This is a genomic window from Aquitalea pelogenes (assembly GCF_001515305.1).
Classification (GTDB): Bacteria; Pseudomonadota; Gammaproteobacteria; order Burkholderiales; family Chromobacteriaceae; genus Aquitalea; species Aquitalea pelogenes.
Genome location: NZ_LNQV01000025.1, coordinates 26,530 through 53,002, shown reverse-complemented (window position 1 = coordinate 53,002; position 26,473 = coordinate 26,530). Strand labels below are relative to the sequence as shown.

Annotated in this window: 23 protein-coding genes and 1 pseudogene; 9 read left to right on the top strand and 15 right to left on the bottom strand. The window is 61.1% G+C overall.

The window, feature by feature from the left end; translation table 11 throughout:
• The first annotated feature begins 96 nt into the window (after window positions 1–96).
• Together nadC and AWT75_RS12130 are read left to right on the top strand one after the other, a co-directional pair.
• Complete coding sequence (gene nadC, locus AWT75_RS12135) at window positions 97–939, top strand: carboxylating nicotinate-nucleotide diphosphorylase (protein WP_045847068.1); 843 nt, start codon at window positions 97–99, stop codon at window positions 937–939.
• Window positions 940–1,063: 124 nt separating this feature from the next.
• Complete coding sequence (locus tag AWT75_RS12130) at window positions 1,064–2,932, top strand: sensor domain-containing diguanylate cyclase (protein WP_062789334.1); 1,869 nt, start codon at window positions 1,064–1,066, stop codon at window positions 2,930–2,932.
• Window positions 2,933–2,953: 21 nt separating this feature from the next.
• Here AWT75_RS12130 and AWT75_RS12125 read toward each other — a convergent pair whose 3' ends face one another.
• The 8 genes from AWT75_RS12125 to AWT75_RS12090 all read right to left on the bottom strand — a co-directional run bounded on the left by AWT75_RS12125 (window position 2,954) and on the right by AWT75_RS12090 (window position 11,673).
• On the bottom strand, window positions 2,954–3,577 hold the full coding sequence (locus AWT75_RS12125; RefSeq protein ID WP_062789346.1) for a CoA pyrophosphatase: 624 nt from the start codon (window positions 3,575–3,577) through the stop codon (window positions 2,954–2,956).
• A gap of 5 nt (window positions 3,578–3,582) precedes the next feature.
• Entirely contained in the window at window positions 3,583–4,227 is a 645-nt protein-coding gene (locus tag AWT75_RS12120) for a trimeric intracellular cation channel family protein (RefSeq protein ID WP_045847067.1), read from the bottom strand.
• A gap of 90 nt (window positions 4,228–4,317) precedes the next feature.
• Window positions 4,318–5,574, bottom strand: a complete 1,257-nt coding sequence (gene rho / locus AWT75_RS12115; RefSeq protein ID WP_045847066.1) for a transcription termination factor Rho — start codon at window positions 5,572–5,574, stop codon at window positions 4,318–4,320.
• Between the two features lie 121 nt (window positions 5,575–5,695).
• Window positions 5,696–6,022: a thioredoxin TrxA gene (gene trxA, locus AWT75_RS12110; RefSeq protein WP_045847065.1), complete on the bottom strand. Its 327-nt coding sequence runs from the start codon at window positions 6,020–6,022 to the stop codon at window positions 5,696–5,698.
• 204 nt (window positions 6,023–6,226) lie between these two features.
• Window positions 6,227–7,804, bottom strand: coding sequence for an ABC transporter ATP-binding protein (locus AWT75_RS12105; RefSeq protein ID WP_062789333.1), 1,578 nt, complete (start codon window positions 7,802–7,804; stop codon window positions 6,227–6,229).
• Between the two features lies 1 nt (window position 7,805).
• Window positions 7,806–8,837, bottom strand: coding sequence for an ABC transporter permease (locus AWT75_RS12100; RefSeq protein ID WP_045847063.1), 1,032 nt, complete (start codon window positions 8,835–8,837; stop codon window positions 7,806–7,808).
• A complete protein-coding gene (locus AWT75_RS12095; RefSeq protein ID WP_062789332.1) occupies window positions 8,834–9,883 on the bottom strand; it encodes a microcin C ABC transporter permease YejB in 1,050 nt (349 codons plus the stop codon). The genes AWT75_RS12100 and AWT75_RS12095 overlap by 4 nt, the downstream gene beginning before the upstream one ends.
• A gap of 2 nt (window positions 9,884–9,885) precedes the next feature.
• On the bottom strand, window positions 9,886–11,673 hold the full coding sequence (locus AWT75_RS12090; protein WP_062789331.1) for an extracellular solute-binding protein: 1,788 nt from the start codon (window positions 11,671–11,673) through the stop codon (window positions 9,886–9,888).
• Between the two features lie 309 nt (window positions 11,674–11,982).
• Here AWT75_RS12090 and fabI point away from each other — a divergent pair, with 309 nt between their 5' ends.
• From fabI to AWT75_RS12075, 3 genes are all read left to right on the top strand, one after another.
• Window positions 11,983–12,771 (top strand): enoyl-ACP reductase FabI, encoded by a 789-nt coding sequence (fabI, locus tag AWT75_RS12085; RefSeq protein WP_045847060.1) that lies wholly within the window; start codon window positions 11,983–11,985, stop codon window positions 12,769–12,771.
• Between the two features lie 180 nt (window positions 12,772–12,951).
• Window positions 12,952–13,779 (top strand): MoaF C-terminal domain-containing protein, encoded by an 828-nt coding sequence (locus tag AWT75_RS12080; protein WP_062789330.1) that lies wholly within the window; start codon window positions 12,952–12,954, stop codon window positions 13,777–13,779.
• A gap of 49 nt (window positions 13,780–13,828) precedes the next feature.
• Complete coding sequence (locus AWT75_RS12075; RefSeq protein WP_239689568.1) at window positions 13,829–14,572, top strand: SDR family oxidoreductase; 744 nt, start codon at window positions 13,829–13,831, stop codon at window positions 14,570–14,572.
• A gap of 75 nt (window positions 14,573–14,647) precedes the next feature.
• On the opposite strand, the pseudogene AWT75_RS12070 reads toward AWT75_RS12075, so the two are convergent.
• Window positions 14,648–15,438 (bottom strand): annotated as a pseudogene (locus AWT75_RS12070) (SDR family NAD(P)-dependent oxidoreductase).
• A 192-nt stretch (window positions 15,439–15,630) separates the two neighbouring features.
• On the opposite strand from AWT75_RS12070, the gene hpaR reads away from it, so the two are divergent.
• Window positions 15,631–16,113, top strand: coding sequence for a homoprotocatechuate degradation operon regulator HpaR (gene hpaR / locus AWT75_RS12065; protein WP_062789328.1), 483 nt, complete (start codon window positions 15,631–15,633; stop codon window positions 16,111–16,113).
• 72 nt (window positions 16,114–16,185) lie between these two features.
• On the opposite strand, the gene AWT75_RS12060 is transcribed toward hpaR, so the two are convergent.
• The 5 genes from AWT75_RS12060 to AWT75_RS12040 form a co-directional block, all read right to left on the bottom strand.
• The gene (locus AWT75_RS12060; protein ID WP_062789327.1) at window positions 16,186–16,776 is read right to left on the bottom strand and encodes a DUF3156 family protein; all 591 of its coding nucleotides are present in this window, start codon (window positions 16,774–16,776) and stop codon (window positions 16,186–16,188) included.
• Complete coding sequence (locus AWT75_RS12055; protein WP_062789326.1) at window positions 16,757–18,268, bottom strand: APC family permease; 1,512 nt, start codon at window positions 18,266–18,268, stop codon at window positions 16,757–16,759. Before AWT75_RS12055 ends, AWT75_RS12060 begins: the two co-directional genes overlap by 20 nt.
• 144 nt (window positions 18,269–18,412) lie before the next feature.
• Window positions 18,413–19,117 carry a helix-turn-helix transcriptional regulator gene (locus tag AWT75_RS12050; protein WP_062789325.1) on the bottom strand — a complete coding sequence of 235 codons (705 nt, stop codon included), beginning with the start codon at window positions 19,115–19,117 and terminating at the stop codon, window positions 18,413–18,415.
• Between the two features lie 60 nt (window positions 19,118–19,177).
• A complete protein-coding gene (locus AWT75_RS12045) occupies window positions 19,178–20,509 on the bottom strand; it encodes an aspartate aminotransferase family protein (RefSeq protein WP_045847053.1) in 1,332 nt (443 codons plus the stop codon).
• Window positions 20,510–20,651: 142 nt separating this feature from the next.
• The gene (locus AWT75_RS12040; protein ID WP_062789324.1) at window positions 20,652–22,151 is read right to left on the bottom strand and encodes an aldehyde dehydrogenase family protein; all 1,500 of its coding nucleotides are present in this window, start codon (window positions 22,149–22,151) and stop codon (window positions 20,652–20,654) included.
• Window positions 22,152–22,698: 547 nt separating this feature from the next.
• On the opposite strand from AWT75_RS12040, the gene AWT75_RS12035 reads away from it, so the two are divergent.
• On the top strand, window positions 22,699–23,649 hold the full coding sequence (locus AWT75_RS12035; RefSeq protein WP_052694064.1) for a helix-turn-helix domain-containing protein: 951 nt from the start codon (window positions 22,699–22,701) through the stop codon (window positions 23,647–23,649).
• Between the two features lie 24 nt (window positions 23,650–23,673).
• Here AWT75_RS12035 and hpaA read toward each other — a convergent pair whose 3' ends face one another.
• A complete protein-coding gene (gene hpaA, locus AWT75_RS12030; protein WP_062789323.1) occupies window positions 23,674–24,564 on the bottom strand; it encodes a 4-hydroxyphenylacetate catabolism regulatory protein HpaA in 891 nt (296 codons plus the stop codon).
• Window positions 24,565–24,921: 357 nt separating this feature from the next.
• On the opposite strand from hpaA, the gene AWT75_RS12025 reads away from it, so the two are divergent.
• Window positions 24,922–25,686: a fumarylacetoacetate hydrolase family protein gene (locus AWT75_RS12025; protein WP_082696081.1), complete on the top strand. Its 765-nt coding sequence runs from the start codon at window positions 24,922–24,924 to the stop codon at window positions 25,684–25,686.
• The gene (locus AWT75_RS12020) at window positions 25,683–26,459 is read left to right on the top strand and encodes a fumarylacetoacetate hydrolase family protein (protein ID WP_062789322.1); all 777 of its coding nucleotides are present in this window, start codon (window positions 25,683–25,685) and stop codon (window positions 26,457–26,459) included. The genes AWT75_RS12025 and AWT75_RS12020 overlap by 4 nt, the downstream gene beginning before the upstream one ends.
• The last annotated feature ends 14 nt before the right edge of the window (window positions 26,460–26,473 follow it).

The following is a 26,473-nucleotide window of genomic DNA, read 5'->3' as shown; positions in this document are numbered from 1 at the left end:
CTGACAGTGTGCTGCGCATGATACCACCACCACGATAAGCACCACAGTCAGGCCATGGCTGGGTACAATAACGCTTTTTTACGCCTGAGTTCCGTCATGAGCAAACAGCCAGCCAACCATCTTATTGCCCAACAAGTCAGCATAGCGCTGGCCGAGGATATTGGTCAGGCCGACTGGACCGCCCAGCTGATTGACCGGACCGCGGAAAGCAGCGCTACCGTGTTGCTGCGTGAAGATGCCGTGATTTGCGGCAAAGCCTGGTTCGAGGAATGCTTTCGCCAGGTAGACGAGCGTTGCAGCGTGCTGTGGCAGGTACGCGAAGGCCGCAAGGTGGCGGCCGGTACCGTACTGTGCGAAATCAGCGGCCCGGCACGTGCGCTGCTTACCGCTGAACGTTCCGCCCTGAATTTCCTGCAAACCCTGTCTGCCGTTGCCACCCAGACCCGCCGTTATGTGGATGTGGTGGCCGGTACCCGTGCCCGCATCCTGGACACCCGCAAGACCTTGCCTGGCCTGCGCCTGGCGCAGAAGTACGCGGTGACCGTGGGCGGGGGCGACAATCAGCGCATCGGTTTGTACGATGGCATCCTGATCAAGGAAAACCACATCATGGCGGCCGGTGGCATTGCCCAGGCACTGGAACAGGCCTTCCGCATCATTCCGCCCGGCGTTTCCTTGCAGATTGAAGTGGAAAACCTGGACGAGCTGCAACAGGCGCTGGACGCCGGTGCCAAGCTTGTCCTGCTGGACAATATGTCGCTGGATGACATGCGTCGCGCGGTGGAATTGAGCGCGGGCAAGGCCTTGCTGGAAGCCTCCGGCGGTGTGGACATGGACACCGTCCGTGCCATTGCCGAAACCGGTGTCGACCGCATTTCCATCGGCAAGCTGACCAAGGACATCCAGGCCATCGACCTGTCCATGCGCTTCGCCGTCTAGCCCGGCTGCAAGGGACAATGCACGGACCGCAGTCCGACATTGTCCTTTTGTCGTTTTAAGGGATATACCAAATAAGACAGCCTGCCGCTTGCAGGCTCCATTTCATTACAGGGGAACCGCACACTTGCGCACGCTCTTCCACGACAAGGGCAGACTAGCCAAATGGCTGGCTGCCATCTTTCTGCTCAGCACCCTGCTGGTGGTCGTTCTCGACCTGGCAGGCACGCGGCAGCAAGGGGAAAGCGAAGCGCGCAACCAGGCCGCGGGCTTGTCACAGCTGCTGGAAGAGCGCCTGTCATCCGGCCTGCGCGAAACCAACCTGATCCTGAAAAGCGCCAGCGACAGCAATCTGGTGCAGATGCTGCTGAACAAACACATGCTCAGTGCAGAACAGGAACAGCGCATCGACCTGCTGCTGCAGGGCAAGCTGCGCCAGATGCCGCAACTCAAGCAGATCGACATCCTGGATAGCGCCTGTTACGTGCTGTACTCCACGCAGCACAACAATGCCGCCTCGCAGCTGAAAACCGACTATTGCCGCTGGTATCACCGCAATGGCAATCAGGATGGCAGCTTTACCTCCACCCGACAGGATCATGGCCAGGATGGCATTGTGCTGGTGCAAAAGCTGCTGAACCAGGACGATGAGGCGGTGGGCATGGTGGTGGGCATTCTGGACCGTCACTTCTTCCAGACCGAAGTTGCCAAACTGCCGGTAGGCCGTTTTGGCGAAATCCTGGTGCTGGACCAGCGCCAGGTGCTGCAAGCCAGCTGGCCGGCGCAGAACGCGCATTCCGAGCAGCCGCTGAACGAACTGCAAAGCACCGATGTGCTGGAACGCCACGACAATTACCTGCAGTTCCGTGCCAGTTCGATTCTGGATCAGGAAGTCCGCCTGTACAGCTCGCGCCTGATGGAAGGCTTCCCTTTCCGCGTGGTGGTAGGCATCGCCGAGCGAGACTTCACCCGCGCTTACCATGACAAGGCAACGCTGGCGATACTGGCCTGGCTGTTCACCGCCGCGCTGACCCTGATCACGCTGCGCAGTCATCTGGCCAGCATACGGCAGAACCGCTTATTGTCCGCCAGTGCCGCCCGCATCCGCGAAAGCGAGGAACTGGCAAGGCTCACGCTGGATACCGCACCGGTGGCCCTGATTCTGGTCGCGACACAAACCATGCGCATCCTGCGTGCCAATGCCCCGGCGCGCGACATGCTGCAGATTCCCCCTGCCCCGCTGCGTCATGATGGCCAGCCCGCACTGCTGGATCTGCCCTTGCATCTGGAGCCGGTCAATGAATGGCTGCACAATGGCGAAGCGGTAGCCAACCGGGAAACCGAGCTGCAACGCGAAGACCAAAGCAGTTTCTGGGCGATTGTGTCGGTGGAACTGATGCCACATCAGCAGATTCCGGCCGCGCTGATAGCCCTGTATGACATTTCCCAGCGCAAGGCACTGGAAAACGAGCTGGAAGAAAAGAACCGCCTGCTCAACGAAATGGCCATCACCGACCCGCTCACCCGGCTGTGCAACCGCCGTCATGCCGACCAGACCTTGCGGGAAGAGCTGCAACGTTGCGAACGCTACAGCCAGCCGATGTCAGTGGCGGTATTCGATATCGACCATTTCAAGCAGTTCAATGACCGCTTTGGCCATCAGGCCGGTGACAATGTGCTGCTGGCGGTAGCCAATGCGCTGATCGACTGCACGCGCAGCATGGACGTGTGTGCCCGCATTGGTGGCGAAGAATTCCTGGTGATTTTCCCCTGCACCCGCTTGCGCGATGCAGAAAAAGTGATGGCGCGGGTGCAGCAGGTATTGGCCGGCACGGTATTCCCGTTCACCGATGAAAAAGTCACCTTCAGTGGCGGCATTACCGACTGGCGACCGGGAGACAGCCCGTCGGGCATGCTCAGCCGTGCCGACAAGCTGCTGTACGAGGCCAAGATGGCCGGTCGCGACCTGATGCTCAGCGACGGCAACCCGGAATGAGCGATTGTCGGGTCAGCAGCATCAGCGCTGGCCTGCTTCACCGTGCTGGCCCAGTGCCTGCGCCAGCAGGCGCAGCATGGCGGCGGTAGCGCCCCAGATGGTGTAGTGCTGCCACTGCATGGCCAGATACTGACCACGCACGCCGTCACGTTCGTAGCTGTGCCGCTCGTACTGACGTCCATCCAGCGCCAGCGCCAGTGGCACCTCGAACACCTCCGCCACTTCACCCGGCTCCGGTCGCAACTGCAAGGGCGGTTGCAGCATGGCCACCACTGGCGTCACGACAAAATCGGTAATGGTGACGTACTGCGGCAGCGTACCCAGCACCGTCACGCCATCGGCCGCCAGGCCAATTTCCTCCTGTGCTTCACGCAAGGCCGCAGCAATCACCGAGCTGTCCTCGGCATCCACCTTGCCGCCGGGAAAACTCACCTGCCCGGCATGGGTGGACAGCGACTCCGTCCGCCGCGTGAGCAACACGGTAGGACCGCTGTCATGCCACACAAGGGGAACCAGCACCGCCGCCGGACGCTGTTTCGCCCCGGCCACACGCCAGGGAATGTCCCCGGCACGTCCATCAAACTCGAACCCTGCCAGACGCTGGCGTATCCAGGCCTGGGCCTCCACCATTTCAGCCGGCCACATGGCTGTCATCCTTGTTTTGATTGCGGGCCAATCTTGGGCAGGGCCAGTTCGCTCCAGTGTGCAAACAGGCGAATGGCCAGGCCAAGCACAAACAGCAACTGCAACATCCAGCTGGTGACCCACGTCAACTGGTCCAGCACAAACAAGCCACCAGCTACCAGTATGGACACCGTGCCGTAAAAATCCTTGTGCAGGATGAAGGGAATGTCATTCACCATCATGTCACGCACCACACCGCCACCCACCGCGGTAATGAAACCCAGCAACACCACGCCAAAGGCGTTCAGGTCGTACATCAGGCCAACCTGTGCCCCGGTAATGCTGAAGGCAACCAGGCCGAGCGAATCGGCAATGATGAACAGGCGGTCCAGCGTGCGGCTTTGCCGCCGGTGCAAACGCAGCAAGACCGACAACAACAGGGTGGCGGCGATGATGGCGAGGCTGCTGTAATTGAAGAACACCAGCGGCACCCTTGCCACCAGTACATCACGCAAAATGCCGCCACCGATGGCGGTCAGCAGGGCCACCACCACGATGCCCAGCAAATCCAGCTGCTTGCGCACGCCGATCAGATAACCGGAAAAGGCAAAAGCAACGGTGCCGATGGCGGAGAACAACTCCATCTGGAAAAAACGGCTACTGAATTCCATCTGCAAGCAATACCATGAAAAACGCCAGACCTGCTCAGGTCCGGCGTCGGGGTCATTCATCATTTCCCAGGCGGGAAAACCGCGTCAGGTTTAGCGACGCATGGAGTCGAAGAAGGCCAGGTTGGACTTGGTGGCCTTGATCTTGTCCTGCAGGAATTCCATCGCCTCGATGTCATCCATCGGGTACAGCAGTTTGCGCAGCACCCAGATGCGTTGCAGCTGGTCTTGCGGCACCAGCAGCTCTTCACGACGGGTGCCGGAGCGGTTGATGTTCAGTGCCGGGAAAATGCGTTTTTCCGCCATGCGACGTTCCAGATGGATTTCGCAGTTGCCGGTACCCTTGAATTCTTCGTAGATCACATCGTCCATACGGCTGCCGGTATCGATCAGCGCGGTGGCGATGATGGTCAGGCTGCCGCCCTCTTCCACATTACGCGCGGCACCGAAGAAGCGCTTGGGGCGCTGCAGGGCGTTGGCATCCACACCACCGGTCAGCACCTTGCCCGAAGCCGGTACCACGGTGTTGTAGGCGCGTGCCAGACGGGTGATGGAGTCCAGCAGGATGACCACGTCCTTCTTGTGCTCGACCAGACGCTTGGCCTTTTCGATCACCATTTCGGCAACCTGCACGTGGCGGGTGGCCGGCTCGTCGAAGGTGGAGGAGACAACCTCGCCCTTCACCGAGCGTTGCATTTCGGTCACTTCTTCCGGACGCTCGTCAATCAGCAGCACAATCATCACCGCTTCCGGGTGATTGGCAGTGATGGCGTGGGCAATGTGTTGCAGCATCACGGTTTTACCGGATTTCGGCGGTGCCACCAGCAGGGCGCGCTGGCCTTTGCCGATGGGCGAAATCAGGTCGATGATGCGGCCGGTGATGTTTTCCTCGGCGCGGATATCGCGCTCCAGCTTGAACTGTTCGGTCGGGAACAGCGGCGTGAGGTTTTCAAACAGGATCTTGTGCTTGGAATTCTCCGGCGGCTCGCCGTTGACCTTGTCCACCTTCACCAGTGCGAAATAGCGCTCGCCGTCCTTGGGGGTACGGATTTCGCCTTCGATCGAGTCACCGGTATGCAGATTGAAACGGCGGATCTGCGACGGGCTGACGTAGATGTCATCCGGGCCGGCCAGATACGAGGTATCCGGGCTGCGCAAGAATCCGAAGCCGTCCGGCAGCACTTCCAGGGTGCCCTCGCCGAAGATGCTTTCGCCTTTTTTGGCCTGGTTTTTCAGAAGCGCAAAGATGAGGTCTTGTTTGCGCAGGCGGTTCGCGCCCTCGATCTCGTTGGAAATAGCCATTTCCACGAGCTGGGATACATGAAGGTGTTTGAGGTCAGATAAATGCATAGCGGCCGTTGGTCGACTCGTAAAGATTGAGCAGAACGCTGTTTGTGAGGTGTGGGTGCAGACAAGAGACAGGCGGCTGATGTGCCGCCTGCTTGAAGAAATTCAGCTGAGGATAGACGCTTTAGATGTGACTGTCAATGAAGGCGGCCAGCTGGCTCTTGGCCAGTGCACCTACCTTGGTGGCGGCAACCTGGCCGTCCTTGAAGATCATCAGGGTCGGGATGCCGCGGATGCCGAATTTCGGTGGGGTCAGTTCGTTCTGGTCGATGTTCAGCTTGGCAACTTTCAGGCGACCGGCGTATTCCTTGGCCACTTCGTCCAGGATGGGGGCGATCATCTTGCAAGGACCGCACCATTCAGCCCAGTAGTCGACCAGAACCGGCACATCGGCCTTCAGGACGTCTTGTTCAAAGGAGTCGTCGGTTACGTGCAGGATAAGATCGCTCATGGCTTCCTCTAGTATTCGGGGTGGTTTGCAGTATCGATAGCCGTTGATGGTAACAATTGACTGAGCGTGGAGCAACCGCCGTCTGGTGGCGGCAGCGGGAGAATCCGCCCACTGTCGCCCGGCCGGGCGCAGCGTGCGGCACATCAGGAAATGCGTGCAAAAATCCGGCTGGTCAACTGACAATGGGAGCGGACCCCGCCATTTTCAAGTCGTCGGCAAGGCTGCCGCCAGCAATTGGCGGGTATAGGGCTGCTGCGGGCTGGCAAATACCCGGGCGGTAGGGCCCTGCTCCACCACCTTGCCCGCCTGCAGCACCAGCACCTGATGGGCGATGGCACGGATGACCGCCAGGTCGTGACTGATGAACAGATAGCTCAGGCCGTACTTGCGCTGCAGGCTGCGCAACAGTTGCAGCACCTGCTTTTGCAAGGTGGCATCCAGTGCACTGGTAGGCTCGTCCAGCAGGATCAGTCGCGGCTTGAGGATCAGCGCGCGGGCAATGGCAATGCGCTGGCGCTGCCCGCCGGAAAACTCGTGCGGATAGCGTTCCATCATTTCGTGATGCAGGCCAACCTCGGTCAGGGTGGCGACCACCTGCTGGCGTACCTGCGCGGCACTTAAGCCCGGCTGGTGCAAGGCCAGGCCCTCCGCGACGATCTGCCCCACCGTCATGCGTGGCGACAGCGAGGAAAACGGGTCCTGGAACACCACCTGGAAATCCTTGCGGGCACGGCGCAGCTTGCCGCCATGCAAGGCATGCAATGCCAGATCATCCAGCCGGATTTCCCCCTCGCAGGGCAGCAGGCGCAGCAGGGCAAGGCCCAGCGATGTCTTGCCGGAGCCGGACTCACCGACAATGCCCAGCGTCTGCCCCGGCGGCACCTGCAGCGAGACATCCTGCAATACGACGCGATTACGCTTGCGCAACCAGCCACCGGCCACCGGATAGCTCACCTTGATGGCGCTGGCTTGCAGCCGGGGCCGAGTGTCAGCTGCGGGCGCGGCATCGTCCTCCAGCTTGTCGGGGCGACTGGCCAGCAGCTCGGCGGTGTAAGGATGGGCCGGATGGCTGAACACCTGCGCCACCTTGCCGCTTTCCACCACCAGTCCGCCACGCATCACGATGACCTTGTCGGCAAAGCGCCGTACCAGATTGAGGTCGTGGGTGATGAACAGCACCGCCATGCCCATTTCCTGCTGCAATTCATCCAGCAATTGCAGGATTTGCGCCTGCACCGTCACATCCAGCGCGGTGGTGGGTTCATCGGCAATCAACAGACGTGGCTGGCAGGCCAGCGCCATGGCAATCATCGCGCGCTGGCGCTGACCACCGGACAGCTGGAAAGGATAGCTGTCGATTTTCTCGGCGGCATCCTGGATACCGGTACGCAGCAACAGGCGAATGGCCTCGGCCCGCGCTTCACGGGCATTCAGTCCCAGATGCAGGGTCAGGGTTTCGCCAATTTGCCAGCCAATGGTGAACAGCGGGTTGAGCGCATGCATGGGTTCCTGAAAAATCATGGCGATGTCGCGGCCACGGATTTGCCGCAGGCGCTTCTCGCCCACGCCCAGCAGTTCTTCTCCGGCCAGGCGGATGGAGCCTGCGAGCCGCACATCCGGGTTCAGCTGCAACAGTGCCTGGGCGGTGACGGTCTTGCCGGAGCCGGATTCACCCACCAGCGCCACTTTTTCACCAGCGGCCACACTGAAGCCGACCGAGGACAGGACTTGCTGCCGGCCAAAGTGGGCATTGAGCGCGGCAACGGTCAACAGGGTTTCCATCTCAGCCTTTCCGGGTATCCAGCGCGGCACGCAGGCCTTCGCCAATGAATATCAGCAATAACAGGGTGACGGTCAGCACCACAAAGGTGGGCAGCGCAATCCACCAGGCATCCAGATTATCCTTGCCCTGAGCCAGCAGCTCGCCCAGGCTGGGCGTGGAAGATGGCACGCCAAGGCCGAGAAAATCCAGGCTGGTGAGCGCCAGAATCGCCCCGCTCACCCGGAATGGCAGGAAGGCCAGCACCGGTGTAAGGCTGTTGGGCAGCACGTGTCGCCACATGATCTGCCAGCTGTTCAGCCCGCTGGCGCGCGCGGCCAGCACGTAGTCCATCTGCCGGTTGCGCAGGAATTCTGCCCGCACGTAATCGGCCAGGCCCATCCAGCCAAACAGCGTGAGCAACAGCAACAGCAGCCACAGACTGGGGTTGAACAAGGACGCCAGGATAATCAGCAAATAGAGTTCCGGCAGGCTGCCCCAGATTTCCAGCACACGCTGCAGCAGCAGGTCGAACTTGCCACCGAAAAAGCCTTGCAGTGCGCCAAACAATACCCCCAGCAGGGTGCCGGACACGGTAAGCGCCAGCGCAAACAGCACCGACACCCTGAAACCGTAGATCAGCCGTGCCAGCACATCACGCCCGCGGTCATCCGTACCCAGCACATTGTCGTTGGACGGCGCGGCCGGATTGGGATTGTCGGCAAAGTAGTTCACCGTGTTGTAGCTGTAGGGGTTGGGCGCATAAATGGCGAAATTGCCCGGCCGGGCAAACTGGTCCTGGATGAAGGGGTCCAGATAATCGGTTGCGGTATCGAAATCGCCACCAAAGGCGGTTTCCTGATAATCGAACAGCACCGGGAAATACAGCTGGTCGTGATAACGCACCACCAGCGGCCGGTCGTTGGACAGCAGCTCCGCCCCCAGCGACAGGACAAAAAACAGCAAGAACAACCACAGGCTGTAAAAGCCGCGCTTATGCTGGCAAAAACGTCGCCAGGCGCGCTGGGTCGGTGTCAGGCTGGGTGCGTGGCTCATCGCTCCCCTCCGTCAAAACTGACGCGCGGGTCCACCAGCACATAGCTCAGATCGGACAAGAGCTTGGCCACCAGCCCCAGCAGGGTGAACACATACAGGCTGCCCATCACCACCGGGTAATCGCGCCGCATCACGGACTCGTAGGACAACAGACCCAGTCCGTCCAGCGAAAACAGGGTTTCAATCAGCAGGCTGCCAGTGAAAAAAGCACCGATGAAGGCGGCCGGGAAACCGGTAATCAGCGGAATCAGCGCATTGCGGAACACATGGCGGTACAGGATGGCCCGCTCCGACAAGCCCTTGGCGCGCGCGGTGTACACATACTGACGGCGGATTTCCTCCAGAAACACATTCTTGGTGAGCATGGTCATCACCGCCAGATTGCCCACCACCGAGGCCGTCACCGGCAACACGATGTGCCACAGATAATCCAGCACCTTGTCGATAAGGCTCAGGCTGTCCCAGTTGTCGCTCACCAGCCCGCGCAGCGGAAACAGCTGCCAGAAGCTGCCACCGCCAAACAACACCAGCAGGGCCACCCCCAACACGAAGCCCGGAATGGCATAACCCAGCAGGATGACGGTGCTGCTGGCCAGATCGAACAGGCTGCCGTCACGCACCGCCTTGGCAATGCCCAGCGGAATGCACAGCAGATAGGTGATGAAGAAGGTCCACAGGCCGATGCTCATCGACACCGGCAGCTTGGACAGAATCAGCTGCGCCACCGACTGGTGATGGAAAAAGCTCTCGCCCAGATCGAAACGAGCAAAACCGGCCAGCATGTGGCCGAAACGCTGCAAGGGCGGCTGATCAAAGCCATACAGCTTTTGCAGTGCATGCAACTCTTCCGGCTGCAAGCCACCACGACTCTTGAACACGCTGCTGGTGGCCGTGGTTTCACCGGCCACACCACCATGGCTCAGTTGCTGCACCATCTGCTCCACCGGACCGCCCGGCACAAACTGGATGATGGCAAAGGTGAGCGCCAGCACGCCGATCAGCGTGGGAATCATCAGCAACAGCCGTTTCAGGATATAGCGCCACATGCTTATTTTTTCTCCCACCAGGTTTCGATGGCCCACGTGGTCGGGCTGTAATACAGCGGCAGCCTGGCCGGTTGGCCAAAGCGGTTCCACCAGGCCATGCGGTGATACGGCAGATTCCAGTTGGGCACCAGGTAATAGCCGGCACGCAGCACGCGGTCCAGTGCATGGCTGGCGGCAAGCAGCTGCTGCCGGCTGGCAAAGTGCTGGAATTGCGGCAGCAAGGCCTCCACTGCCGGGTCGCACAGCCCGGCCCAGTTTTGCGAGCCGGGTGTCTGTGCCGCCTGGCAGCTGTGGAAGTCCAGCTGTTCGTTACCCGGGCTGTTGCTGGCGCCGTACACCACCACGGTCATGTCGTAGTCAAAATCATTCAGCCGCCGCTGGTAGATGGCCGGGTCCACCACCCGCACGGTCAGGGTGATGCCCAGCTTGGCCAGATTCTGCTGCCAGCCGCTGGCCACCCGGTCGTATACCTTGGAATAGGTCAGAAATTCGATGCGCAACGGGCGGCCCATGTGATCCACCAGCTTGCCACCCTCATAGCGCCAGCCTGCCTCGAACAGCAGCTGACGCGCCTCGCGCAGATTGCGGCGGATGCCATAACGTCCGTCAGTGAAGGGAGGTTCCACCGGCAGGCCGAATACTGCCGGGTCCAGCTTCTCGCGCAGCGGTTCCAGCAGCTTCAGCTCATCCGGCCCGGGCAGGCCGCTGGCAGCCAGCTCGCTATTGGTGAAAAAACTGTTGCTGCGGCGGTACTGGCCATAAAACAGGTTGCGATTGGCCCATTCGAAGTCAAAAGCCAGACTGATGGCCTGGCGCAGGCGTTTGTCGGCAAACTGTGGCCGCCGCAGATTGAACACAAAGCCCTGCATGCCGGCAGAGCGCTGATGCGGCAGCACTTTCTTGACGATGCGGCCATCGTCGAACTTGGGGCCGATATAGCCACGCGCCCACTGCTTGGCCATGTTTTCGGCCGAAACATCAAACTCGCCGGCCTTGAAGGCCTCCAGCCGGGCGGTTTCATCCTGGTAATAGCGGTAGCCGACTTCGTCAAAATTGAACATGCCACGCCGTACCGGCAAATTGGCCGCCCAATAGTGCGGATTGCGCTGAAAACGGATGTTCTTGCCCAGCTGGTATTGGCTCAGCACATAAGGGCCGGAACCGACAGGCGGCACCAGTACCATGTCGGCCAGCGTCTTGCCAGCGGGAATCCACTGCCTGGAAAACACCGGCAACTGGCACAGAATCATGTGCAGTTCGGAATTCTTGCGCTTGAAATCAAAACGCACGGTGTTGGCATCCAGCGCCAGTGCTTGCTTCACATCCGCCCAGTACAGCCGGTACAGGGGAGCAGCGCTGCGGTCGCGGGTGAGGGTATTGAAGGAAGCCACCACATCGGCGGCCTGCACCGGCTGACCGTTGGCAAAACGGGCCTGTGCATTCAGATGAAAACGCACGGACAGCTTGTCTGGTGCCAGCTGCATGTCGTCCGCCAGCAAGCCATAGCAGCTGTAAGGTTCGTCCTCGCTGTTCACCCCCAGGGTATCCAGCGTCAGGGCCTCTATCCCATCGGCCTTGTCGCCCTTGAGCGAGAAAGGGTTGAGCGTGTCAAAACTGCCTTGTGCCGGCAACACCAGCCGCCCGCCCTTGGGCGCAGACGGATTGACGTAGTCAAAATGTGTAAAGCCTGCCGCATATTTCGGCACATAGCCCAGCGCCTGAGACGGCGCAGCCATGCTGCTGCACGCCCACAGCAGCAGCATCACCCCCAAGCAATGTAAGTGTTTCATCTTGTTGTACGGCTTACGAATTGATCATGACTAGCTTATCATTGTGGCTTTTATCCCTGTCCGGACAGGCCGGTGCCGTGCATCAGCTGCCGCAGTGACAGGATTTTAAGATTCATCGTGGCTAGAATAGCCTGTTTCAGCATGGTGACGGAATGCAGTCTGATTCCGATTTACCGCTTGTTACCACGATATAAACCTTTTTCCGAGCACCTGCCCGTGTCATGAAGGCAGGCTGTAGGACAATCCCCACGACAGCGTAGCGCAGGCTTGGGTATAATGCCCCCCTGTTTCTACCAAGAAGGACTCCAAATGGGCTTTCTGCAAGGCAAAAAAATTCTGATTACCGGCATGATCTCCAACCGCTCCATCGCTTACGGCATCGCTCAAGCCTGCCACCGCGAAGGTGCCGAGCTGGCATTCACCTATGTGGTGGACAAGCTGGAAGATCGTGTACGTGAAATGGCCAAGGATTTTGGCAGCGAACTGGTGTTCCGCTGCGATGTACAAAGCGACGATGAAATCAACCAGCTGTTTGTCGACCTGGGCAAACAGTGGGACGGCCTGGACGGCCTGGTACACGCCATTGCCTTCGCCCCGCGCGAATCGCTGGAAGGCGACTTCCTGGACGCACTGAGCCGCGAAGCATTCCAGACTGCACATGATGTGTCGTCCTACAGCTTCCCGGCACTGGCCAAGGCTGCCCGCCCGATGATGCAAGGCCGTAACGGCGCCCTGCTGACCCTGTCCTACCTGGGCGCGGTACGTGCCATCCCCAACTACAATGTGATGGGTCTGGCCAAGGCCAGCCTGGAAGCATCGGTACGCTTCATGGCTGCCAGCCTGGGCAAGGACGGCATCCGTGTGAACGGCCTGTCCGCCGGCCCGATCAAGACCCTGGCTGCTGCCGGCATTTCCGGCTTCTCCAAGCTGCTGTCCATTGCTGCCGGCCAATCCTGTCTGCGCCGCAATGTGACCACCGAAGAAGTGGGCAACACCGCTGCCTTCCTGCTGTCGGACCTGTCCTCCGGCATCACCGGCGAAATCACCTATGTGGACGCCGGCTTCAGCATCAACTCGATGAACGTGCCGGACGCCTGATTCCGCAGCTTTCATCGCACATCTCCTCAGCTTTGGTTTACTGACGGGATAAGCATTACAGGGCGCTCTCCTGCCGGGACAGCGCCCTGTTTGCATGCATGGCTCCACCATACGGTGGATGGTTGCCTGCCCAAGCCCACTGCACACTGCGCCCACACCCACCCTCATCAGGAGCGCAGCATGAGCAATCAACCCGTTTTCATCCCGGTCGGTGATCTGGCCGATGGCTTTGCCCCGGACAGCCACATCCTGCCTTTCAGCCCGCTGCTGCAGGGCCGTCAGCTGCAACTGCATTTTGCCGATGGCAGCCGTGCCCACTTGCAAGTGAATACCGCAGACTGCCAGCTGACGGCATTGACCGACGGAGAGGCCGCAGGCTTCAGCGGCCAGGGCCGCTACCGCGCCAGCAGCCTGCGTCCCGATATCGTGTTGCTGGATTTCCTGCCGGAAGGGCAGCACGGGCATTCACTCAGCCTGGTACTGGATCTGGCACATGGCCTGTTCACTGCCGTGGCCGGTGTGCTGCCACAGGCGGAAGATGTCGCCCGTTCCGCCTTCAGCCGAGTATTGGCCGGTGAGGCGCTGACCGCCGTGGACTGCCGCTTTGCCCATGGCTGCATCGACCAGCCGGTGACAGCACACAGCGCGCTGCACCACAGCACCGACGAGTTGATCGGCCTGCGCAACCAGTACCGTTACAGCCCCACCGAATGCTACGAACACATTTATCTGAACAGCCACTTCTATACCTGGCAGTGCCTGCAAGGGGTGGAGCAAGGGCTGGCCGATGTGGACCGCTGCCATTACTTCAAGCTGGCAGAGCAGCTTTATCTGTTTGTGTGGCGGGAAAAGATTGTCCCCACGCTGGGCGTGGTGCTGATCGACCTGCAACAGCTGAAAACCGATGGCAAGATCTTCGGCTACCAGGGCAACGACTTTAGCGCGCTGTCCAACTTCCCGGTGGGTGCCATCACGCAGATTCTCAACCACACCAGCCACGCACTGTAAGCCGGAGCACAGCCATGCTGAACTTCGATTTGCCGGCAAAGTGGTCTTGGTGACCGGCGGCGCACAAGGCATAGGTGCCGCCATCAGCCAGCTGTTTGCCCGCCACGCGGCTACGGTGGTGGTGGCGGATATGCAGGGAGAAACAGCCCAGTCCATGTCCGCCAGCTTGCGGGCGCAGGGCTTGAAGGCCAGCGCCTGCCAGTGCGATCTGGCCGAGCCGGAACAGGCCACCGCACTGGTGGCGCAGGTGCTGGCAGAATATGGCCGGCTGGATGTGCTGATCCACAACGCAGCCTATTTCCCGCTCACTGCGTTTACCGACATCACCCCACCCCTGCTGCAACGAACGCTGGCGGTGAATCTGCAGGCGCTGTTCTGGCTGAGTCAGGCCGCCCTGCCCGCCATGCGCGCGCAAGGTGGCGGGCGCATGCTGGTGACTTCCTCGGTGACCGGCCCGCGGGTTGCCTATCCGGGGCTGGCGCACTATGCCGCTTCCAAGGCAGGGGTCAATGGCTTCATCCGTGCGGCCGCGCTGGAACTGGCGGGCGATGGCATCACCGTCAACGGCGTGGAGCCGGGCATGATCCGCACCCCGGCCATGGATAATCTGGGCGATGACAAGCTGAATGCCGCCATCGCCCGCAACATTCCACTGGGGCGACTGGGCGAGCCGATGGACATTGCCGCCACCATGCTGTTTCTGGCCTCGGATGCCGCAGCCTACATCACCGGGCAAACCATCATCGTGGACGGCGGTGCCACCTTGCCGGAAAGCACGGCGGCGCTGCACTGAATCGATTGGTGGCACAGCAAACGACAACACCGCCATATAGGCGGTGTTGTTCATTGAATCCAATTGCAACTGTACTCAGGACAGTGTGTTGAAAGCCAGGGTAGGCACATCGACAATGCTGGAGCCGCCATCAGCCACAATGGCCGCGCCAGTGATGATGCTGGCCTGCTCCGACAGCAGGAAGCGACAGATGCTGGCGATTTCCTCCGGTGCGGCAACCCGTCGCAAGGGAACATCCGCCGTCACCCGGGCATAGGCCTCATCCAGACTGTCGCCATACTGTTGCATCAACGGCTGCATTTCTTCATCCGCCATCGGCGTTTTCACCCAGCCGGGGCAGACCGCGTTCACCCTTACCCCGTGCGGGCCGTAATCACGCGCAGCGAACGGGTGAGGCCAATCAGCGCATGCTTGGCGGTGGTATAGCCACACACCTCCGGCCCGGCGGCCAGTGAGGCTATCGAAGCCAGCAGCACCATGGCACCCCGGCTGGCGATCAAATCCGGCAGACATGCCCGTGCGGCAACAAAAGCGGTATCCAGATTGGCACGCATGGCGGCCTGCCACGCGGCGTCATCCGTTTGCAGCGCACTGCCCATGCCCAGGCCACCGGCGCAACACAGCAGGCCATCAATGGCGCCAAAGCGTTGACGGATATGCGCCAGCCAGTCCGGCCAAAGCGTGCTGTCCGCTGCATCACCCGCCAGTGCCAGCGCACCGTATTGCGCGGCCAGCTGCTGCACGGGTGCCGCACGACGGCCAATCAACACCAGCTGCACGCCGTCAGCTGCCAGCAATGCGGCGCAGGCTGCGCCTATGCCACTGCCGGCACCGGTAATCACCACGGTTTTGGCTTGAGCTGCCATCTGCTTTCCTTCCTGAAATAAGAACGGGAAAGCACAGTGTAGGCAGGCCAGCCATCTTCCCCCATCCACCAGATGGAGGAGCCGCGTCTGCATGTGGCCCACATGGTGCCGGGCAAATGGCAGATGGCGACTTGGGAACAGGCGCTCAGAATGTTAAGATATTAATCACATTGATCCGCCATCCTGAATCGCATGCCAACTTCCAGCGCACAACACCAGCACCGTCTGCCGCAGCACTTGCTGCGCGCCCGTGAAGCCGTCATGGCTTATTTTCGCCCCTTGCTCAACAGTGTGGGGCTGACCGAACAGCAATGGCGCATTCTGCGCCTGCTGGATGACCGCGGCGAAATGGAAGCCGGGGTGATTGCCGACCTGGCCTGCATCCTGTCCCCCAGCCTCACCGGCATTCTGGTGCGCATGGAAAAGGCCGGCCTGATTCACCGCAGCCGCGACAAGGTGGATAGCCGCCGCCTGATCGTGTCCTTGTCCAAGGAAGGCCGCCAACTGACACGTGAAGTCGCGCCACTGTCCAACGCCTGCTATCGGCAGATAGAAGCGCATTTTGGCGAGGAAAAACTGGAACTGCTGATCAGCCTGCTGAATGAACTGGAGCAACTGCCAGCCCCCGTGGCGCTGAGCGAGGACAAGGCGCTGCTGACCGAAGCGGACCGCTGACACCAGAGACTGAATGCAACAGGCCCCGGCGTAATGCCGGGGCATACTGTGTACTGTTTTACCGCGTAAAAATCAGCCCGCGCCGGCCACCACTCGCCGCACCGCCGCCATCACCGCCAGCAGGGCCAGCTTTTGTGTGGACAACAGACGGATATAGCGGCGAAAAGGCGGGAAACTGCCCACCACTTCACTGGCGGCAAAATGTTCTATTTCCAGCCGCCAGCCCTGCTCATCCGCAATCAGTTCACAACGCTTGAAATCCAGCGGCATCAGCGCGGTGTGCAAGTCGCGGTCCTGCTGCAACAAGGCCATCAAGGCCGCCAGCGCTGCGCCATCCCCTTCGCGGCGCAGACAGGCAAAACCACTGCGCTGCCAGTTACCGCGGTGCTGCAGTTGCAGCCGGGACGGACCGGATGGCGCACTGCCCGGCAGTGCCAGTACAAAGCAGCAACTGACGGTATGCAACAGGAACTGGCTTTCCACCCGCTCCTCCACCCGGAAAGACCAGTCCGCAGCAGGCAAGCGGTAAGCCGGACAGCCCTCTTCCGCACCGACCACTTCCAGCCCGTTCAGGTCCTGCGCCAGCCTGGCCAGGGTTGCCCCCGGCCGGTAAGCACGTGGCTGGCGCGGCTGCCACAGCCGCTCAAGCACCAGAGGCAACACGCTTGAGCTCCTCGTCGATCAGCGAAGCATGGCCGCCCACCTTGCCGAACTCCTCGGCCAGAATGTCTTCTATGGCCACGGCACGGAAGGGGTTCACCTTCTGGACAAACACGGTCCACACCAGTGCATACAGCGCAGTCAGACCCAGCATGATGCCAAAGGGCAGATAGATGTCCCGCGGGTGCATGCCCGGCGGAGTGATGTACCAGATGGCAATCAGGATGCCCACCGAAGACACGATCTGCGGCAGCGGGAACCAGGGCGAGCGATAGGCCCGCGGGAAATCCGGCCGGGTGAAGCGCAGACGGACAATGGCCAGATTCACCAGCAGATAAGCCACACCCCAGGCACATACCGCCGCCAGCACCAGCGGCATGATGCGGTCCAGATCACCCTGAATGAACCAGGCATGGACGCAGGGAATGAGCACCGCCACCAGAATGCCCACCAGCGGCGTCTTGAAACGCGGGTGCAGATAGGTAAACGCCTTGGGCAGCGCACCATCCACCGCCATGCCGTACAGGATGCGCGGCAGTGCGGCAATCAGGGTATTGATGGTGGCCGCACCGGCAAACAGCAGGCCGATACCCAGCCAGATCTTGCCGAAGGGGCCCATCACCTGATCGGCAAAGGCCGGAATCGCCATCGGGGTATCCAGCAAATGCGGGCCGGCGGGATTTTTCGGGTCCATCGCCACATTGGCCACCTGATGCACCATGGCCGCACCGTAGATGGCCATGGTGACGGCCACGCCGGTCAGGCCCAGCTTGGCGGCACGCGGAATATTGCGGCCGGCGTTTCTCAGCTCCGGGGCCAGCGGGGTCACCAGCTCGAAACCGACAAACATGAACATGGCCATGCCGATCAGGCTGAGCACGCCACTGGCGTCGCTCAGGTCCAGCGGGCTGCCGAACCAGCCTTGCAGCGACACGGCCGGGGCCTTGATGAGGCCGATGATGCCGAACACGGTAAGCGTGGCCCACATCACGAAGGTGAGGATAATTTCTGCCTTGCCGAAAATGGTGACGCCCAGCGCATTGAGGATGCCGAACAGCACCACCAGACCCACCCCCACCATCCAGGAAGTACCACTGTGCTCCAGCATGGTGTTGAGGTGTTCAAAGTTCACCAGCGCCATGATGCCGGACAGGATGGTTTCCGCCGTGCCGGCAAACACATGCACCAGCAGATAAGCGGAAATGGTGCCGGTAATCGCCCAGAAGCGCCCCAGCCCGCAGGATATGTAATCGTAGACAGCACCGGACGTCGGCATCATCGAGGCCGCTTCGGCAAAGGTGGTGGCCTGCGCCTGCATCATGATAAAGGCAATCAGCATGGCCAGGGCAAAGGTGCTGCCCGCCATGCCAAAACCGCTGGTAACGGTAAGGATGACCGGGCTGGCCATCACCACGCCGACCGAACTGGCCAGCGCCACCGGAAAACCCACCACCCCTTGCTGCAGGTGCCGGGTCAGTTTCTTCTTTATCGACATGCTGTTTTCCTCCTGAAGACTCGCTAACCATGGCAGGGAGGCACTGCAGCAGGCTTGCTACCTGTCTGTGGCGCATCAGTACACCTTCCCCATCATGCTGATAACCGGGCGCGCTTCTTTTTATGGCTGTCCCGGACGAAACCGTCACTGCCGCAAGTGCTGTTCGGCTTGTTGCCGGACAAACAGCGCATGCGCCAGCGCGGTACGACTACTCACATCAAACTTGCGAAACAGGTGCAATAAATGGGTTTTGACCGTGGCGAGCCCCATGTTCAGCTCGCGGGCAATGGTCTTGTTGCAGGCACCGGTAGACAACAGCATGGCCACTGCCCGCTCGCGCTCGGTCAGCACGATGGCGGGGTCCGGGCAAGGCTGGCTCAGCGTGCTGTCCAGCGCCATGTCCAGCAGGCCATGCAAGCCATGCAGCACACGCAGTTCGTCGTCGCCAAAACCGGGCATCCGCCCTTGCCGCAACAGGGAGAAAGCGGCAACCACCCGCCCCTGCCGCCGCAGCAGGATTTCCGCCACATCCACCAGCCGGTTGCTGGCCAGAAACGGTGCATAGCGCGATGTGGCACGTAGCTCGTCCGGCAAGGCGCGGCCCAGCGTCACCACATCCAGCGGCTGGCGGGCCAGCCTGGCCGGATGCAGCGGGTCGTGCCCCATGTAACGCGCCACATAGCGCTGATGCACCTCTTGCGGCATGTGACGCAAGACGAAATCATGCGGCTGCTGCTGCCGGTCTACCCGGTAAAAGGCAGTGGCACTGTGCGGCAATACATCCTGCAGTACGTCCAGACAACGTTGCAACGGCTTTGCCACCGGTGCCTCAGCCAGCAGATGGGTCATGGTGATGTCCTGGCAATGGGCGGAAGCAGGCGCTTGGCCTGCTCCCTCCCGTCACGTGGTTCAGGCAGCCTCGAAACCGGCAGCCAGCGCACTGACAATGGCATCGCATTCTGCCTGACCGATGACCAGCGGCGGCGACAGGATGATCTTGGTGCCGACCGGGCGCACCAGCACGCCGTTTTCGCGCGCGATTTCGGCCACCTTGTTGGCATAGCCGCCCATCGGGTCGATAGGCTCGCGGCTGTGCTTGTCCTGCACCAGATCCAGCGCAATCATCAGGCCCTTGCCACGCACCTCGCCCACCGCCGCATATTTGTCGGCAAACGGCTTGAGTCTGGCCAGCAGGTATTCACCCTGGGCGGCGGCCTGGGCCGGCAGGTTCTCCTCGCGCACGATCTTGAGGTTGGCAATGGCCGCCGCGCAGGCAACCGGGTGACCGGCATAGGTGTAGCCATGCATGATGACGCCGCCGAAATCCTGGTTCTTGGCAAAGGCATCGGCCACGCGCTGGTTCACCACGGTGGCACCCAGCGGCACATAGCCGGAGGAAATGCCCTTGGCCAGGCACATGATGTCCGGCTTCACGCCCCACAGGCGGCTGCCGAACATGGAACCGGAACGGCCAAAACCGGTGACGATTTCATCGGCAATCAGCAGCACGCCGTACTTGTCGCACACGGCGCGGATCAGCGGCCAGTAGCTGGCGGGCGGTACGATGACGCCACCGGCACCCTGGATGGGTTCGGCAATGAAGGCGGCCACGGTGTCCGGGCTCTGGAACAGGATTTCCCGCTCCAGCATCTGTGCACAGATTTGCGCCAGTTCTTCCGGATCTTCGGTAAACGGGTTGCGGTACAGCCACGGCGTTTCCACATGGAAGCAGCCGGGCAGCAGCGGTTCGTAGCTGCGACGGAACACGGTATTGCCGTTGACCGAAGCGCCGCCGAAATGCACGCCGTGATAGCCCTGCTTGAGCGAGATGAACTTGGTGCGGTCCGGCTGACCGCTGACGCGCCAGTACTGGCGGGCCAGCTTGAGCGCGGTTTCCACCGCATCCGAACCGCCGGAACTGAAGCTGACCCGCGCCATGTCTTCCTGCTTCAGCATGTCGATGAGGGTGGCGGACAGCTCCTCGGCCCGCGGGTGGGAGATGCCGTCGAACAGCTGGAAGTATTCCAGCTCGTCCAGTTGCTCCACGATGGCCTGCTTGATTTCCGGGCGGTTGTGGCCGACGTTGACGTTCCACAAACCGGCGACGCCATCCACCAGCTTGCGGCCCTGGTCGTCGAATACATGACAGCCATCGCCACGCACGATGCGGATGGGCTGGCGCTGTTTCATTTCATTGGGGTGCAGCATGGGGTGCCAGAAACGGGACTTGTCGTAAGACATGGGTTACTCCTTTGCAGACATATGTGCGGCCGATGGCGGCCAGCAAACCTGGTTAAGTACCTGAGTCACACCGCGCCGCCGCAGCCAATACAAGGAGTACAGCAAGGCGGCGCAACGCAGGATCGGGGGGCCTGTCAGTCACTCAGTGCGCGATGCAGACCGACTTGGTCTCGGTAAAGTTTTCCACCGCACCACGACCAAATTCGCGGCCGATGCCGGATTGCTTGAAGCCGCCAAACGGCAGGCTGGGGTCGAGCGGAATATGGCTGTTGACCCACACCGTGCCGGCATCGATGCGCGGCACCAGGTTCATGGCGGCGGACAGGTCGTTGGTCCACAGGCTGGCAGCCAGGCCATAGCGCGAGTCATTGGCCATGGCAATGGCCTCGTCGGGATGGTCGAAGGGCAGCGCCACCAGCACCGGGCCGAATGCTTCCTCGCGCACAATGGTGCTGTGCTGTGCGGCATTGACAATGATGGTGGGCTTGACGAAGTAACCGGGCAGATCGGCCGCGCCGCCGCCGGCCAGAATGCTGGCACCTTCGCTGCGGGCGGTGTCGATCAGCCGGCACACCGACTGCTGCTGGCGGGCTGACACCAGCGGGTTGACCTGGGCGTTCAGGTCCATGCCGCAACCCAGCGTCATGCTGTTGGCAGCAGCGGCCAGGCCTTCGACAATCTGCTTGAATTTGCTGCGCTGGATATACAGGCGGGAAGCGGCGGCACAAACCTGGCCCTGATTGAGGAAGCCCCCCATCAGCGCGCCCTGGATGGCCTTGTCCACATCCACATCACCCAGCATGATCATCGGATTCTTGCCGCCCAACTCCAGCGAGAAGCGGGTCATGTTGTCGATGGCGGTATGGCCGATGGTCTTGCCGATTTCGGTGGAACCGGTAAACGACACCTTGCTCACCAGTGGGTGACCGGCCAGCGCCTGCCCGGCACGGGAGCCACGCCCGGTCAGCACATTCACCACGCCGGGCGGAATGCCGGCTTCAAGTGCCAGCTCACCCAGACGCAGCGCGGTGAGCGGAGTTTCGGTGGAAGGCTTGAGCACCACGGTACAACCGGCGGCCAGGGCCGGCACCATCTTCCAGATGGCAATCATCAAGGGGAAATTCCACGGCACGATGCCGGCCACCACGCCCACCGGCTGGCGGCGGGTGTAGGCGGTGTAGCGGGTGCCGGGCGGCACCGGAATCGACACGTCCATAGTTTCGCCACCCAGCTTGGTGGCCCAGCCGGCCATGTAGCGGACAAACTCGATGGACGCGCCCACTTCGATGGCCCGCGAGATATGGATGGACTTGCCCTGGTTCAGTGTTTCCAGTTGGGCCAGCTCTTCGGCATGCGCTTCCAGTACATCGGCCAGCTTCAGCAGAATGCGCTCGCGATCGGCCGGGCGCAGGCCGGACCACACCCCGGCGGTGAAGGCGCGGTGTGCGCTTTCCACCACCGCATCCACATCCTGCTCGTTGCCATCGGCCACACTGGCAATCACCTGTCCTGTTGCCGGATTACGCACCTCGCTGCGTTGGCCGGACTTGGCGGCCACCATCTTGCCGTCCAGCAGCAAGCCGTGCTCGCGCAGCAGGAAGGCATTCACCGACTCCAGAACATCCACCCGATTGTGATCCATTTTCTCTCCACTCCTTGCAGGGCGGCCTTGCCAGCAGGCAGGCCGCCTGATTTGCCTTGTCGCCACCATTCGCTGACAAGCAGCAACCGCGGCAACGCGATTTGTTGCAGATCAATATACGCGTCAGTTTTTGGCGGGCTTATCCCAAATCGGCAAATCCTGCATGGCCTGCCCGGCTGGGCAGCCAGGCGCAAAAGTGGCACTTCCCGGACTTCTTTGTTGCAATGAAGAAACAGCAGACAACACGGCAGAACCACGGTCTGGCAAGGCTGGGAAAGGCCTTGCCAGGCAATGGTGACAGGCAAATAGATAATATATTAAGTATTTTTTGCAGCGCTTCGGCAAATGACCCAATATAGTCTGGACTTGGCCTGGCAAGACAGGACGTCCGGTGCAGACATGGCACTGCCTTGCCCAGACAGAAAAGATGGCCCGCAGAGGCCGGGCGATAGCACACGCCATCGCACCGGATTGACATCTACATCGTCAGAAACAGAAGGTGACGGGCCACAGGCTGCCACCGGAGAAATGCATCAGGAGGTCCACCATGCTGGCTGAGGTTCGCCATTTCAATGATGCCCAGTGCCATGCCGCGCACTTGCCCGGCTGGCAACAGGTATACGACCAGATCAGCGGCGGGCGCTTTTACAGCTCGCTGTCCCGCCTGAACACCGGCCATCTGGAAGTGTTCCGCGAAGCTTTCAACCAGCGCGTGGTGCAATATGGCCGCGCGCCAGCCGACATGGTGCACTTTGCCATTCCCATCCACGCCCCGCTGCCCCTCACCCTGCAAGGCCGCGCGGTAGGCTGTCATGCCATTACCGCCCTGCGCAGCAATGAAGAATTCATCATGCATGCACCTGCCGAGGTGGACTCCATCCAGCTGTCGGTACGTAATGAAGACCTGGCCGCACTGGCACCGGAGTTTTACCAGCAGCTGAACAGCAAACGCCAATGGCAGCCGGTAATCCAGATTCCGCCCGAACAACTGGCCCACACCCGCCACTTGTTGCTGAGCGTGTTTGAAGAAGCAGTGGAAAACCCGGACCTGATGCGCTTTGCCGGCAGCCAGAAGCTGGTGCAACACCAGCTGATCAGCCTGCTGCTGGACCTGCTGCACGGCAGTGTGCCGGAGCGCGCCATCAACCTTACCCATGCCACCCACTGTGACATCGTGCGGCGCAGTCAGGCCATCGTGCTGGCCAGCAGCGACGAACCGGTGACCGTGCTGGACCTGTGCCAGCAGCTGCGCATCAGCCGACGCACCCTGCAAAACAGCTTTCAGCTGATTGCCGGCACCACGCCGGTGGATTACCTGCGCTCCATCCGGCTCAATGCAGTGCGGCGCATGCTGCTGTCGCCGGAACATGCCGGGCTTGGCGTGCGCGATGCCGCCGGGCACTGGGGCTTTTACCACCTAGGACATTTTGCCCGCGACTACCGCAAGCTGTTTTGCGAGCTGCCATCGGAAACCCGCCAGCGCAGCCTGCTGCAGTAAGACACGCCAGACTGACTGTCTTGCCTACCCTCCATGCTGCTGGCGGTAGGCACTGGGCTTGCTGCCGGTTTCACGCAGGAAGAAGCGGGAAAAATACGCCGGGTCCTTGAAGCCAAGGTGATAGGCAATTTCGTTCACCGAACCGGCGGAATACATCAACAAGCGCTTGGCTTCCTGCAACAGCCGGTCATGCACCAGCCGCTTGGACGGCAAATCCGCCATGCGCCGGCAAATATCATTCAGCCGCGACTCGGTCACCCCCATTTCCTCGCCATAGCGCCACAACGGCCAGTGCTCGCGAAAATGCGCTTCGATCAAGGCATTGAAGCGATGGAAAACCTGCAAGTCCTCGCGGCGGCATTGCCGGCTGTGCTCGCCCTGTGCACTCAGGCGCAAGGCCGTCACCAGTACCAGCTGCACCAGTCCGTGCAGCGCGGCCTCGCGCCCTACTGCGTCATGGCCATACTCCTCGGCCAGCAAGGCCAGCAGCTGAGGCAGCTGCTGTGTGGCCGCCCCATCGCCCAGTTCAACGCAAAACGGCTGCATCAGCCCTGCCTCGCGCTGGGTCGGCGGCAGGGTGTGCAATAACTGGCGTGCCAGCTCCTGCCGCACGGTCAGCACATAGCCGTCGGCATCGGCCTCGGTGATGAAGGCATGCGGCACGGTGGGCGGGGTAAAGAAAAACAGCGGAGCCTGCGCCACATAGTGCTGATCTTCCAGATACAGCCGTATCTGCCCACTGGCCAGATAATGCAGCTGGAAAAAGCGGTCGTGCCGGTGCACCGGCATATTGCGGCCAAAAAACTCCGCCAGCTTGCCAAAGGCTTCCACATTGATATCCGACTCGCCATAGCGGCTGTCATACACCTTGCCGATGTCGATATTGGGAATCGGGGTACGGCTTTCCTGCTTCATGGCGGCTCCATCCTGTCATGTGCGCAAAATGCCACATGCCGACTGATTTCCATCTTTTGTACAGCAAGCATTTTCCAGCTGCAAGCCACAGCCAGCCCCTGCCCTTTGTATTGATTGGTTTTCTCGCATTTCCAAGCAGTATTCCAGCGAAAACGAATAAACCAGCACCCGCAGGAATTCCATGAAAAGTACAGTTAATTCCTTAGAAAATGCGGCATGCCACATGGCATAGTGGGCAGCAACAGCGCTTGCAGCAGATAAAGCGCGTTGACAAAGACGGAAGCAGGCCCGTATAAAGTTAACATATTAAATAAATGGTCAGCCCCGCTGTCCACCACCACAACAAGGAAGAGACCGATGAAGCAAGGCCGCATCGTGCTGAACCAGCAAGCCCGCCGCGTGACCGCGCTGGCCGATGGCAAGCTGCTGCTGGACAACGGCAATCCACTGGCAGACTCCCCGCAATGGCTGGCTCCGGCCAGCGGCACCGTGTATGGCGTGGCGCTGAACCACCGCAGCCTGCTGGAACAGCTGGAAGCCGAATTCCAGCAGCCGCCCTACCAGAAAGCCCCGGCCACGCCGGTGCTGTTCATCAAACCGCGCAATACCCACGCCGGCCACGGCAGCGTCATCGCCCTGCCGACCCAGGCGGGCAAGGTGTTTGCCGGTGGTGCACTGGGTGTGGTGCTTGGCAAGGTGGCCAACAAGGTGGCAGTCGAACAGGCACTTGCTGTCGTGGCTGGCTACACCGTGGTGAATGAAATCAGCCTGGAAGAAACCAGCTTCTACCGCCCGGCCGTCAAGGCCAAGTGCCGCGACGGTTTCTGCCCGATGGGCCCGTGGCAGGTGGATGCCGCTGCCATCGACCCGCTGAACGTGGAAATCCGCAGTTACCTGAATGGCGAGCTGGCCGAAACCCATCACAGCCGCGACTGGTTGCGCTCCGTGCCGCAGCTGATTGCCGCCCTCAGCCAGTTCATGACCTTGCAGCCGGGCGACGTGATCATCCCCGCCACTCCGCTGCGCCAGCTGGAAATCCGCCCCGGCGACACCGTGGCGGTGGAAATCGACGGCATCGGCCGCCTGGAAAACCGCCTGATCGCCGAGGAGAGCGCCCAATGAAACACGCCCGCATCCGCCTGCCCGGTGAGGCAGACATCCACGCAGTTCTGGTGAATGACGACCACTCGGTACAGCTGGCCGATGGCCGCCGCTTTGCCGAAGAGGCGGTCGAATGGCTGCCGCCGGCAGAAGGCACGGTGTTCGCGCTGGGGCTGAATTATGCCGACCACGCCGCCGAACTGGCCTTCAAGGCCCCGACCGAACCATTGGTGTTCCTCAAGTCACCGGCCACCCTCACCGGCCACCGGCAGGTATCGGTACGCCCGGACAACATCACGTACATGCATTACGAATGCGAGCTGGTGGTGATCATCGGCAAGACCGCTAAGAACGTCAGCCGCGAACAGGCGATGGACTACGTGGCCGGCTACAGCGTGTGCAATGACTACGCCGTGCGTGACTACCTGGAAAACTACTACCGGCCCAACCTGCGGGTGAAAAACCGCGACACCCTCACTCCGATCGGCCCGTGGTGGGTGGACCGCGACGACGTGGCCAACCCGGCCAGCCTCACCCTGCGCACCTGGGTGAATGGCGAGTTGCGCCAGCAGGGCAACACCAGCGACATGGTGTTCGACATTCCTTATCTGATTGCCTACCTCAGCAGCTTCATGACTCTGTCCCCCGGCGACATGATCGCCACCGGCACGCCGGAAGGACTGGCTGATGTGGTGCCGGGCGATGAGGTGATTGTCGAGGTGGAAGGCGTGGGCCGCCTGGTCAACCACATTGTCAGCGAGGCGCAGTACGCCGACAGGCTGCTGACAAAGTGATTTGATGAGATTGC

Excerpts from the sequence above, each read along its gene's own strand:
- nadC (WP_045847068.1), top strand. The coding sequence starts at position 97 with ATGAGCAAACAGCCAGCCAACCATCTTATTGCCCAACAAGTCAGCATA.
- AWT75_RS12125 (WP_062789346.1), bottom strand. The coding sequence starts at position 3,577 with ATGTGGCCGGCTGAAATGGTGGAGGCCCAGGCCTGGATACGCCAGCGT.
- AWT75_RS12120 (WP_045847067.1), bottom strand. The coding sequence starts at position 4,227 with ATGGAATTCAGTAGCCGTTTTTTCCAGATGGAGTTGTTCTCCGCCATC.
- rho (WP_045847066.1), bottom strand. The coding sequence starts at position 5,574 with ATGCATTTATCTGACCTCAAACACCTTCATGTATCCCAGCTCGTGGAA.
- trxA (WP_045847065.1), bottom strand. The coding sequence starts at position 6,022 with ATGAGCGATCTTATCCTGCACGTAACCGACGACTCCTTTGAACAAGAC.
- AWT75_RS12105 (WP_062789333.1), bottom strand. The coding sequence starts at position 7,804 with ATGGAAACCCTGTTGACCGTTGCCGCGCTCAATGCCCACTTTGGCCGG.
- AWT75_RS12100 (WP_045847063.1), bottom strand. The coding sequence starts at position 8,837 with ATGAGCCACGCACCCAGCCTGACACCGACCCAGCGCGCCTGGCGACGT.
- AWT75_RS12095 (WP_062789332.1), bottom strand. The coding sequence starts at position 9,883 with ATGTGGCGCTATATCCTGAAACGGCTGTTGCTGATGATTCCCACGCTG.
- AWT75_RS12090 (WP_062789331.1), bottom strand. The coding sequence starts at position 11,673 with ATGAAACACTTACATTGCTTGGGGGTGATGCTGCTGCTGTGGGCGTGC.
- fabI (WP_045847060.1), top strand. The coding sequence starts at position 11,983 with ATGGGCTTTCTGCAAGGCAAAAAAATTCTGATTACCGGCATGATCTCC.
- AWT75_RS12080 (WP_062789330.1), top strand. The coding sequence starts at position 12,952 with ATGAGCAATCAACCCGTTTTCATCCCGGTCGGTGATCTGGCCGATGGC.
- hpaR (WP_062789328.1), top strand. The coding sequence starts at position 15,631 with ATGCCAACTTCCAGCGCACAACACCAGCACCGTCTGCCGCAGCACTTG.
- AWT75_RS12055 (WP_062789326.1), bottom strand. The coding sequence starts at position 18,268 with ATGTCGATAAAGAAGAAACTGACCCGGCACCTGCAGCAAGGGGTGGTG.
- AWT75_RS12050 (WP_062789325.1), bottom strand. The coding sequence starts at position 19,117 with ATGACCCATCTGCTGGCTGAGGCACCGGTGGCAAAGCCGTTGCAACGT.
- AWT75_RS12045 (WP_045847053.1), bottom strand. The coding sequence starts at position 20,509 with ATGTCTTACGACAAGTCCCGTTTCTGGCACCCCATGCTGCACCCCAAT.
- AWT75_RS12040 (WP_062789324.1), bottom strand. The coding sequence starts at position 22,151 with ATGGATCACAATCGGGTGGATGTTCTGGAGTCGGTGAATGCCTTCCTG.
- AWT75_RS12035 (WP_052694064.1), top strand. The coding sequence starts at position 22,699 with ATGCTGGCTGAGGTTCGCCATTTCAATGATGCCCAGTGCCATGCCGCG.
- hpaA (WP_062789323.1), bottom strand. The coding sequence starts at position 24,564 with ATGAAGCAGGAAAGCCGTACCCCGATTCCCAATATCGACATCGGCAAG.
- AWT75_RS12025 (WP_082696081.1), top strand. The coding sequence starts at position 24,922 with ATGAAGCAAGGCCGCATCGTGCTGAACCAGCAAGCCCGCCGCGTGACC.
- AWT75_RS12020 (WP_062789322.1), top strand. The coding sequence starts at position 25,683 with ATGAAACACGCCCGCATCCGCCTGCCCGGTGAGGCAGACATCCACGCA.